Raw genomic sequence first — 9,557 nt, forward strand, 5'->3', positions numbered from 1 at the left:
GGGGGCGACTTCGTGGCTTGCCCCTTGCCCCGGTTTGGGTTATGCTGATGCTCAACCGTCAGGTGTAATAGCCACATTGACGCATCCAACCAGCAACTGCGAGACCCCCATGGATCCGGTAGTCGTTCCCATCGACGGTGTCCTTGACCTCCACACCTTCGCCCCCGGCGAACTCGACGGACTGATGCAAGACTATATCGATGCCTGCCTGGAGTCCAACATCTATGACCTGCGTATCATTCACGGCAAGGGCAGTGGGGTGATGCGTTCGCGCGTGCATGCTTGGCTGAAAAAGGATTCCCGTGTCCATGGCTTTGAAGCGGCATCGGTCGATGCCGGGGGGTGGGGGGCGACGCTGGTGACACTGAAAAGGACGTGAAATGGCCGAAAAAGGGAGCATCCTGGTGGTGGACAATGAGTCCGATCAGTTGGAAATGATGCGGGAGGTCCTTGGGCGAATCGGCTTCGATGCCAGGACCACCGACAATCCGCAACAGGCACTGGAGATGGTGAAAGATTATGCATTCTGCCTGATTTTTATTGATCTCATCATGTCTGAGATGGATGGAACGGACCTTTGCGAGCAAATCAAGCAGATTCGGCCGGAAGTCTGCATTTACGCCTTTTCCGGCCATGTGCACCTCTACAGTCCCGAGCAGCTTGAACGGGCCGGTTTCGACGGCGCAATCGGAAAGCCTGCCACGATGGAGGAGATCAAAGCAGCCTTGAACCGGGCCCTGAGCCTTAAAATGGACTCTCAGCCGACCGCCTGATGGTATATGGCATGATGGATGACGATCAGGGGCCCGGCGGCGCCCCACGTCCGGCAACCGTTAACCGCAAACACCAAAGGATATCGTGATCATGTTGAAAAAGATTATTTCCGGTGGACAGACCGGCGTGGATCGGGCGGCCCTGGATGTGGCCATGCGCCTGGGTATCGCCCACGGCGGGTGGACTCCCAAGGGCCGACTGGCCGAAGACGGCACGGTGCCCGCCCACTATCAGTTGCAGGAAACCGACTCGGATGGCTATGAGGCCCGTACGGAAAAAAATGTGCTCGATTCAGACGGCACCCTGATCATCTCCCGCGGCAGCCCCACAGGCGGCACCGACTATACCCGCAAGATGGCATTGAAGCACGGCAAGCAATTGCTTCACATCGACCTGTCCCTGGGCCAACGGCCATCGGATGCGGGGTCGCTGATCGCCTCCTGGATTGAAATGAACCGGATCGAGACCCTCAACGTGGCCGGCCCCCGTGCCAGCCATGATCCGGCCATCTACATGGACGCCTTCAACATCATGACCCACACCCTGCAATGATGAACTGATGAAAAGGAGGATTCGTGCCCATGAACCTGAGAAAACGGATGCGGTTTCCACTGGTTCTCGCCGTGTTTCTGATGATTTCCGGAATTACAATGGCAGCCGCCACAAAAAGTGTCCAAATCAGAGAGGGCGCCATTCGATCGGCCCCCTCATTTATGAGTAAGATTATCGCCAAGGTCGCCTATGGGGATCTTGTGGAAGCCGTGGACAACAAAAACGGCTGGTCCAGGGTTAGACGCGCCGGAGTAGAACAGTCGGGCTGGATACACGATTCAGCGCTGACCCATAAAAAAATTGTCTTAACGGCGGGTCCATCCGATGTCTCCCAAGGGGCAACCGGGGATGAAATCGCGCTGGCCGGTAAGGGCTTTAACGAACAGGTGGAGCGCGAATTTAAAGAGAAGAACCCCCAATTGAATTTTAAGTTGATCGACCAAATGGAGAAGATCGTCGTATCTGACAGCCAGATGCGACAATTCCTCGAAGCGGGTCGGGTAAGTCCCCAAGGAGGTACGCAACAGTGAATCCCAGTCGACGTCGATTTATTAAAACCATTGGGCGCTATGTACCACTGTCTGTAGGTATTCTCCCTCTTTCAGGGTTGCTCTCCGGCTGCAAGACACTTGAAACGGTGAGCACGATCGGGGCCAAGGTTGGCTCCGCCACAGGGATGTTGACCGAATCTCAGGCGCAATCCATCGAAAAAAGCGGCAAGGCTGTAGCCCGTAGTTTCGAAGATATTACCCCCGAACAAGAGTATTACATCGGGCGCACGGTAGGCGCCCAAATCCTCGAAAAATACAACACGTATCCCAATAAACAAGCGACTGACTATATCAACCTCATTGGCCAGAGCTTGGCCAGAGCATCAGACCTTCCGGAAACCTTCGGGGGTTACCACTTTATGATTCAGGATTCCGATGAAATCAACGCCTTGGCCGCACCCGGCGGTTTGGTGTTTGTCACACGGGGGATACTGCGATGCTGCCACACCGAAGATGCCGTCGCCGCCGTGTTGGCTCACGAGATTGGTCATGTACAGCATCGGCACGGACTGCAGGCCATCAAGAAATCTCGTATCACATCAGCCCTGACCACATTGGGGCTGGAGGGGACAAAAACGTTCGGAGGCCAAGAACTTTCTGAACTTACTGAAACTTTTGAGCAATCAATCTCAGATATTACCCAAACCTTGATCAACAACGGATACTCAAGAAAGTTTGAACACCAAGCGGACCTAGATGCCGTAATCATCACTAAGCGCCTGGGCTATGACCCCCATGGGCTGGTGGACATGCTCAAGGAAATGGAAAAACAGCTCAAGCCCGGGCGAATCGATTTTGCCAAAACCCATCCTTCACCCGAAAGCCGAATCGCCGAGATTTCGTCGACCCTGGGTGCGCCCGGCTCGATTCCCGACGCTCGACAACGTCGGTTTCAAAAAGCACTTGCAGGGGTTTAGCGTTAACTCAGCTATCCACCATCGAGGAGGATTATGGTTGGTACCGGTTTGCTGATGGTTGCCGTCGCGCTGCTGTTGTCCGTATACATGCTGCTTTCGAAACGGACCCGCTTTCTACCGGCCCTGCCATTGGGCTGGCTGATTCTGTATTTTGCCATTCGCGCCATTGATCAATTTGTCGGCCATCTGCCCCTGGTCGCCGAATATGGAAAATGGATCGATGTCGGCTACTCCGTCGTCCTGTCCTGGGCTGTGGTTCGCTTGACCTTTGCCTTGGTTATAGAATTGCCTTTAAAAAAATGGAAAGCGATTGAAATTCCTCATATTACCAGGGATTTTATTCTTCTCGTCTGCTACGCCATCTTGTTTTTCGTTGTTTTGCGCACCCGTGGAGACGTCGACCTGGCGGGTTTAATCACCACCTCGGCGGCCTTAACGGTTGTGATCGGCCTGGCAGCCCAAACCACATTGGGTAATTTTTTCTCCGGCTTGGTACTGCAGATGGAGCATCCCTTCAGTATCGGCGATTGGATTACCTACAACTCCTTTACTGGACGGGTGACGGGCATCACCTGGAAGTCGACCCGGATCGTCACTCGCGACAACGTCTTGATTTACCTTCCCAACAATGAACTGTCCAACGGGATTTTGACCAACTACACCCAACCGGATCGTCGTATGGTCGGGCGGCTGAATATCGGACTGGAATACGATGCGCCGCCCAACCAAGTCAGGGACGTGATTATCGACGTATTAAAACAGCACCCTAAGGTGTTGAACACGCCAAGCCCCCAAGTTCGGCTGATCAGCTTCGATGATTCTTCCATCAATTACGAGATCCGTTTTTGGTATACCAACTATCTATACCACCCGCAGATCAAAGCGGATATCAACGATCAGCTCTGGTATGCCCTGAGGCGCAATAAGATCAACATTCCCTTTCCCATCAGGGACACCCAGCATGCCCACATCGAGCGGCGCTACAAGCATAAGATGCGCCAGCAGCTTTCCGTAAAGATCATCGACATGCTGAACAAGGTTCCCCTGTTTGAGGCCTTGAACGCCGAAGACCGGCAGAAAATTGCCGAGGAAGCCACCATACAAGAGTTCGGATCCGGAGAACCGATTGTTCACCAGGGCGCGACCGGTGATTCACTCTACATCATTTTGAGCGGTGCATGCGATGTGGAATTGGAGAACGGAGGAGGAGGGACCCAAAAGGTGGCCACCATCAAAGACGGCGATTTTTTTGGTGAAATGAGCCTTCTAACCGGCGAAGTGCGCAAGGCGACCGTCAAGGCCATGGATTTTGCCACTGTCGCCCGGGTGGACAAAGCGCTCTTTTCCACGTTTTTGGCATCTAATCCGCAAGTTTGTGAGAAATTGGGAACGATAATGGCACAACGTCAGCAGGATCTTGACAAAGAAGCCAACCGAAAACCGGACCATGCGTCCACCCCGAACAGGTTAATTTCCAGGATCAAGACGTTCTTTAAAATTTGAAATGATGAACGCAACAAAAATAGGGCGAGGACTATTGGCCGGCATCGCAGGGGTGGTTCTGGCGATAGTGCTTTCGCCATCCGGCCTGATGGAAGCCTGGGAGGCCAAAACCTGGGATTGGCGTGTCGGGGTGATGGCCGAACCGGGTATGGCCACGAAGGATATTGTCCTGATCCTGCTGGATCAAAATAGCCTGGATTGGGCCAAAGAGGTAAACGGACTCGCCTGGCCCTGGCCCAGGGAGGTTTACGGCGCCATCGTCAATTTTTGTAGACGAAGCGGTGCCAGAGCCCTCGCTCTGGACGTTTTGTTTACCGAACCATCCAAATACGGCGTTGAAGACGACGCGGCGTTTGCCCAGGCCATCTCCGATTATGGCCGCGTGGCACTGGCAACCTTTCTCAGCAATCAAAGCGGAAACGATTCATCCTGGCCAGCGGCGGTTCCCCGGCCCGTTTTTACTGTTCTCGGCGCGGAAGGCCAGCAACCTATCGAAGCGAATCCCATCCACACCTTCACCCGAGCCTCCATCCCTGTGGAAGGAATAGCGCGCCAAGCCGCAGTGTTGTGCAATGTCAGCCTTTCGCCGGACCCGGATGGAATTTTCCGGAAAGTAGACCTGCTCAAGGTTTTTGACGACCAATGGGTTCCATCGCTTGGATTGGGAGTCTTGTTGGCAGCCAATCCGGAAACGACCCTGGCCTTCGCTCCGCACCATCTGCAGGTGGGCAAAATAGATATCCCTATCGATACCAAGGGGCGCACCATTTTACGGTATCGAGGGCCTTCTGGAACCCACAAAACATACAGTGCCGCCGCAGTGCTGCAATCAGAAATCCAAATCTTAAATGGTGAACGACCCAATATCAACGATCCAAACGCCTTCCGGGACAAATATGTCCTGTTTGGATTTTCTGCACCGGGCCTATTCGATCTGCGTCCCTCCCCGATATCGGGCGTTTACGCCGGTGTGGAGATTTACGCCACCTTGATCGACAATGTCCTTTCCGGCGATCTCATGCGCCACCCACCCCATTGGGCCGTACTTGTCCCGCTGGTCATTTTGTCTTTGATCTGTGCCGTCTCATTATCCCTCTTGCAAAGCGTGGTAATCAGTATTAGTGCCATTTCGCTGTTCATCTCATTACCCGTGCTGCTCGCTTTCGGTGCCTATCTAAAAGGGTTCTGGCTGCCAATCGTTGTTCCGGAGGTCGCCATCGCCTTGACCGTTGGACTTGTTCTAATGATCAATTATACTACCGAGGGGCGCCAGAAACGCTTCATAAAAAAGGCATTCAAGCATTTTCTCAGCCCAGCCGTGATCGACCAATTGATTGCCAACCCCGATCGATTGCGACTGGGTGGAGAGCGACGGGTCATTTCCATCTTTTTTTCTGACCTGCAGGGCTTTACAACCATATCCGAGCGTCTGGATCCGGAATCGTTGATCGCCCTACTCAATGATTATCTTACGGAGATGACCAATATCATTCACGAGGAAGGGGGCACCATCGATAAGTATGAAGGCGATGCGATTATCGCTTTCTGGAATGCCCCCCTGGAAATTTCCGACCACGCGGTAAAAGCAGTCAAGGCCGCGCTGCGCTGCCAGGAAAGGCTCACTCAAATGCGGCCCGTGTATCATGAACGAACCGGCGCCCTGCTGCGTATGCGCATCGGCATCAATACGGGCAGCGCCGTCGTCGGCAACTTAGGGTCAAATACCCGCTTCGACTACACGATGATCGGTGACGCGGTCAATTTGGCGGCCCGGCTGGAAGGTGCCAACAAACAATTTGGCACATTTACCATGATTTCCCAGTCTACTTATGAACTGGTCGATCAGCAGTTTAAAACCCGGGAGTTGGCCCGGCTGACCGTCGTGGGGAGAAATGCGCCGGTGACGGTTTATGAACCCATGATGCCTGCAGCCTATGAAGCCAACCAAAAGGTTTTGGAAACCTTCTGCCGCGGGTTGTCCGCTTTCTATCAAGGCCGTATCGACCTCGGGGAAAAGTTTTTTGCCGAAATCGAAGACCGCGATCCTGCCGCACTGGCTTATGCTGAAAAATGTCGCGCGATCGTAAAGGAAAAACCAAAGGATTGGCAGGGTGTTTGGGTTATGGGGACTAAGTAAATGCGGTCGACCGCCCCACGCCGGTTCGAATTCCACGCCGCAGCGCAATTGAAATTGAAGTCGCTGCAGTGGGCGATCGGAGGTGACCGGTAAAGCTGACATCGCGCCGGCGGCAAGGCTCCGCGAAAGTCAGCGGCGGCATTGCCTTCGGCCCGGCCGTGGCCACGGCGTATCGGAAGATCTGACTGAACGTATCTCTCATCCGGTGGGCAGCGTCAAGAGACGGAGGGATCGCACCACGCTGATGATGAAAAGACCGTTGCTCTTGGCGGGGGCCTTTCCCCTTTCAAGGGGGCACTAGCCGCCCTTCGCCTCCCGCTGCCAAGGGGGTGCTTCGTTTGATACCGGGGGCCCCCGGTTTTTTTTGGGTCATGAACGAAAAAAGCGACCCCGGAAGGTCGCCTCATTCGTTGAAACCACTGAATTTTTTCTTTGGTGGAGCTGAGGGGGATCGAACCCCTGACCTCATGACTGCCAGTCATGCGCTCTCCCAGCTGAGCTACAGCCCCGAAAACGAAAACGCAACCTAACAAAAACGATTTTTTATGTCAATGCCCTTTTTTGGGTTCAATGGCCATGTCCTGTTCGTCCGCCGAGGGGTGGACCGGGAATTCACCGTTGCCGCAAACGCCGCCACTGGGTTTTTCCCCGCTATCAATCAGCAGCGGTAAACTGTTGACAAAATGCGCGGCAGCATTTAATGTCAATCGTTTGAAAAGATGAGACATTTTAGTCTCCTAGGTCATCACGACGGCAGCGATCGGCGGTGCCTGTCACAGACAGCGAGGTTTCGACGCTCCGAAAGATGACCGAACCCGATCGAAACCACCATACCATTCGTTGATCGACATCGATCCGGCGAAGATGGCCTAAAGAAGAGGTTGTGAATGCTCAGTGTGATGCGCAAACAAGCCGGCAGTTGGATGATCAAAGTCATCCTGTTCGCTATCGTAATCGTGTTCGTATTCTGGGGCGTGGGCAGTTTCCGCACCCCGGAGGCGACCAAGGTTGCCGTCGTCAACGACGAGATCATCTCCGTGGTTGAATACCGACGCACCTACAACAACCTGATCGATCAATATCGTCAGCGATTCGGATCCAGCTTGAACGATGGCATGATTGAAATGCTCAATGTCAAAAAACAGGCCCTGGACCAGCTGATCGACCGCACCATTCTCCTGCAGGAGGCCAAAAAGCTTGATCTGCGGGTGTCCGATACCGAAGTTGCCGAATCGATCATGAGCACCGCCATTTTTCAGAACAACGGATCTTTCGACAATCGACGCTATCAAAACATCCTTGCCCAAGTCCACCTCACCCCGGAAGAGTTTGAAGCGGATCAGAAAAAGGTTTTATTGGGCGAGAAGCTTACCCGGATCATCGTTGGTGCCGCCAAAATCTCCGAAGCGGAAGCACGCCAGTGGTATGACTGGCAAAACACCTCGGTGAACGTCGACTACGTTTTATTCGAACCGGCCGGATATAGCGATATCAAGCCTTCGGCGGAAGAGATGGCCGCCTATTTTACGGCCCAGAAAGAAAACTACAAAACAGACCCCATGGTCAAAGCCCGATATGTGGTGTTTGACCCGGAAGCGTATAAAGATCAGGTCAAGGTTGATCAAGACGAAATCATGGACTACTATGATGCCAACATCAACGAGTTCAAAAATGAAAAAACCGTAGAAGCTCGCCATATTCTGATCAAACTGGATCCGCAGGCCGACGAAGACGCCGACCAAGCTGCCAAAACCCGGGCGGAAGAGATCTCCAAGATGGCCAAAGGCGGAGAGGACTTTGCCGAACTGGCAAAAACCTATTCTGAAGGCCCCACCAAAGACCGTGGCGGCTATCTGGGCAAGTTCCAGCAGTCGCAGATGGTCAAGCCTTTTGCCGACAAGGCATTTTCCATGGCTGCCGGCGAGATCAGCGAACCGGTAAAAACACAATTCGGATGGCACGTCATCAAGGTCGAGTCTGTGGAAGAAGCCGCCACGCGAACGATCGAAGAAGGCCGAGATCAGATAATTGAGGCCCTGACCCTCAGAAAAACGCGAAATATAGCTTACGACAAGGCCGAGCAGTTCTACGAGATGTGTTTTGAAAAGGATGACCTGGTTGATAATGCAAAAAACCTTGGGCTGGCCGTGATTGAAACCGGCGCCTTCAGCCGCCGGGGACCGGATGCATTGGGCAGTGAAAAAGGTGCATTCGCAACCGCCGCCTTTGCCCTCCAAGTCGACGAAATCAGCGACATTCAGGATATCGGGGGCCGGTATTACCTCATCCAGCCCACCGAGACCATCGACGCGGCCATTCCTGAGTTGGAAGCAGTTAAAGCCAAGGTAGAAGATGACCTGACCAAGAAGTTGCAGGCAGACAAGGCGCGTGAGGATGCGGAGGCCATGTCAACGGATCTACGTGCGGGAAAAACGTTCAAAGAAAGCGCCGCCAGTCATGGTGTGAATGTCAAGCAAACCGGCTTGTTTACGCGCAATGCGACCATACCTGAGATAGGTTCGGACCCGAAATTCGCTGAAGCGGCCTTTCAGCTGTCTTCATCCGGCAGCACAAGCGATGGGCCTGTGCAGGGAAGTGCGGGTTTTTTCCTGTTGCGGCTTTCAGAGCGAAAATCACCGGCAGCCGACGGTTTTGAAACCGAGAAAGACGGTATCAGCGATATGCTCCTTCGACAGAAGCAAAGAACCGTGATCCAGGATTGGATCGATTCACGGAAATCGAACAGCCAAGTTGCCATAGAAAAAGCGTATCTTGAATAGCGGGTCGACAAAAGCATTGTCATCGCCTACTCACGTTAAGATGAGGTTGATATGAAAACACCACGCGCCTCGTTTGATTCCGGCAATCCTACCGGCTATATTTCTAAAAAATGCCCGGAATGCATGGAGTATATGCCCTTGAACGTGGACGTCTGTCCGTCGTGCAACCTCCCTGTCGGGAAGATAAACAAAAATGGCATGGCTTCGCGAAAAACGGATTGGAAAGCGTATGCGACAGCCATCGCTGCATGGTTATTTTTCTTCTTCTATATCTGGTGGGCGTTTATCCGGGAGCCCTGAGAGTGAGCTTGAACGTCTCTTTCCTACCGGGGTAGAGCCGCTT

General features: G+C 53.4%; 10 protein-coding genes and 1 tRNA gene. 9 read left to right on the forward strand and 2 right to left on the reverse strand.

All coding sequences use genetic code 11. From position 1 onward, the window contains the following. The first annotated feature begins 109 nt into the window (after window positions 1–109). The 7 genes from ABYV26_RS02965 (at window position 110) to ABYV26_RS02995 (ending at window position 6,434) form a co-directional block, all read left to right on the forward strand. Window positions 110–379: a Smr/MutS family protein gene (locus tag ABYV26_RS02965; protein WP_372678018.1), complete on the forward strand. Its 270-nt coding sequence runs from the start codon at window positions 110–112 to the stop codon at window positions 377–379. 1 nt (window position 380) lies between these two features. Beyond that, the gene (locus tag ABYV26_RS02970) at window positions 381–773 is read left to right on the forward strand and encodes a response regulator (protein ID WP_372678019.1); all 393 of its coding nucleotides are present in this window, start codon (window positions 381–383) and stop codon (window positions 771–773) included. A gap of 91 nt (window positions 774–864) precedes the next feature. Next, entirely contained in the window at window positions 865–1,326 is a 462-nt protein-coding gene (locus ABYV26_RS02975) for a putative molybdenum carrier protein (protein WP_372678021.1), read from the forward strand. Window positions 1,327–1,355: 29 nt separating this feature from the next. Continuing rightward, window positions 1,356–1,856 carry an SH3 domain-containing protein gene (locus tag ABYV26_RS02980; RefSeq protein ID WP_372678023.1) on the forward strand — a complete coding sequence of 167 codons (501 nt, stop codon included), beginning with the start codon at window positions 1,356–1,358 and terminating at the stop codon, window positions 1,854–1,856. Continuing rightward, window positions 1,853–2,794, forward strand: coding sequence for a M48 family metalloprotease (locus tag ABYV26_RS02985; protein ID WP_372678024.1), 942 nt, complete (start codon window positions 1,853–1,855; stop codon window positions 2,792–2,794). The genes ABYV26_RS02980 and ABYV26_RS02985 overlap by 4 nt, the downstream gene beginning before the upstream one ends. Window positions 2,795–2,827: 33 nt before the next feature. Further along, window positions 2,828–4,297 carry a cyclic nucleotide-binding domain-containing protein gene (locus ABYV26_RS02990; protein ID WP_372678026.1) on the forward strand — a complete coding sequence of 490 codons (1,470 nt, stop codon included), beginning with the start codon at window positions 2,828–2,830 and terminating at the stop codon, window positions 4,295–4,297. 34 nt (window positions 4,298–4,331) lie between these two features. Then, complete coding sequence (locus ABYV26_RS02995; RefSeq protein WP_372678028.1) at window positions 4,332–6,434, forward strand: CHASE2 domain-containing protein; 2,103 nt, start codon at window positions 4,332–4,334, stop codon at window positions 6,432–6,434. Window positions 6,435–6,867: 433 nt separating this feature from the next. Here ABYV26_RS02995 and ABYV26_RS03000 read toward each other — a convergent pair. Next, window positions 6,868–6,943, reverse strand: a tRNA-Ala gene (locus ABYV26_RS03000). A 39-nt stretch (window positions 6,944–6,982) separates the two neighbouring features. Beyond that, window positions 6,983–7,162: a hypothetical protein gene (locus ABYV26_RS03005; protein WP_372678029.1), complete on the reverse strand. Its 180-nt coding sequence runs from the start codon at window positions 7,160–7,162 to the stop codon at window positions 6,983–6,985. Window positions 7,163–7,321: 159 nt separating this feature from the next. Here ABYV26_RS03005 and ABYV26_RS03010 point away from each other — a divergent pair, with 159 nt between their 5' ends. Beyond that, window positions 7,322–9,214 (forward strand): SurA N-terminal domain-containing protein, encoded by a 1,893-nt coding sequence (locus ABYV26_RS03010; protein ID WP_372678031.1) that lies wholly within the window; start codon window positions 7,322–7,324, stop codon window positions 9,212–9,214. Window positions 9,215–9,265: 51 nt separating this feature from the next. After that, a complete protein-coding gene (locus tag ABYV26_RS03015; RefSeq protein ID WP_372678033.1) occupies window positions 9,266–9,514 on the forward strand; it encodes a hypothetical protein in 249 nt (82 codons plus the stop codon). The last annotated feature ends 43 nt before the right edge of the window (window positions 9,515–9,557 follow it).

The organism is Desulfosarcina sp., assembly GCF_041551955.1.
Lineage (GTDB): Bacteria > Desulfobacterota > Desulfobacteria > Desulfobacterales > Desulfosarcinaceae > Desulfosarcina.

Coding starts and splice junctions, on each gene's coding strand:
- ABYV26_RS02965 (WP_372678018.1), top strand. CDS start 110: ATGGATCCGGTAGTCGTTCCCATCGACGGTGTCCTTGACCTCCACACC.
- ABYV26_RS02970 (WP_372678019.1), top strand. CDS start 381: ATGGCCGAAAAAGGGAGCATCCTGGTGGTGGACAATGAGTCCGATCAG.
- ABYV26_RS02975 (WP_372678021.1), top strand. CDS start 865: ATGTTGAAAAAGATTATTTCCGGTGGACAGACCGGCGTGGATCGGGCG.
- ABYV26_RS02980 (WP_372678023.1), top strand. CDS start 1,356: ATGAACCTGAGAAAACGGATGCGGTTTCCACTGGTTCTCGCCGTGTTT.
- ABYV26_RS02990 (WP_372678026.1), top strand. CDS start 2,828: ATGGTTGGTACCGGTTTGCTGATGGTTGCCGTCGCGCTGCTGTTGTCC.
- ABYV26_RS03005 (WP_372678029.1), bottom strand. CDS start 7,162: ATGTCTCATCTTTTCAAACGATTGACATTAAATGCTGCCGCGCATTTT.
- ABYV26_RS03010 (WP_372678031.1), top strand. CDS start 7,322: ATGCTCAGTGTGATGCGCAAACAAGCCGGCAGTTGGATGATCAAAGTC.
- ABYV26_RS03015 (WP_372678033.1), top strand. CDS start 9,266: ATGAAAACACCACGCGCCTCGTTTGATTCCGGCAATCCTACCGGCTAT.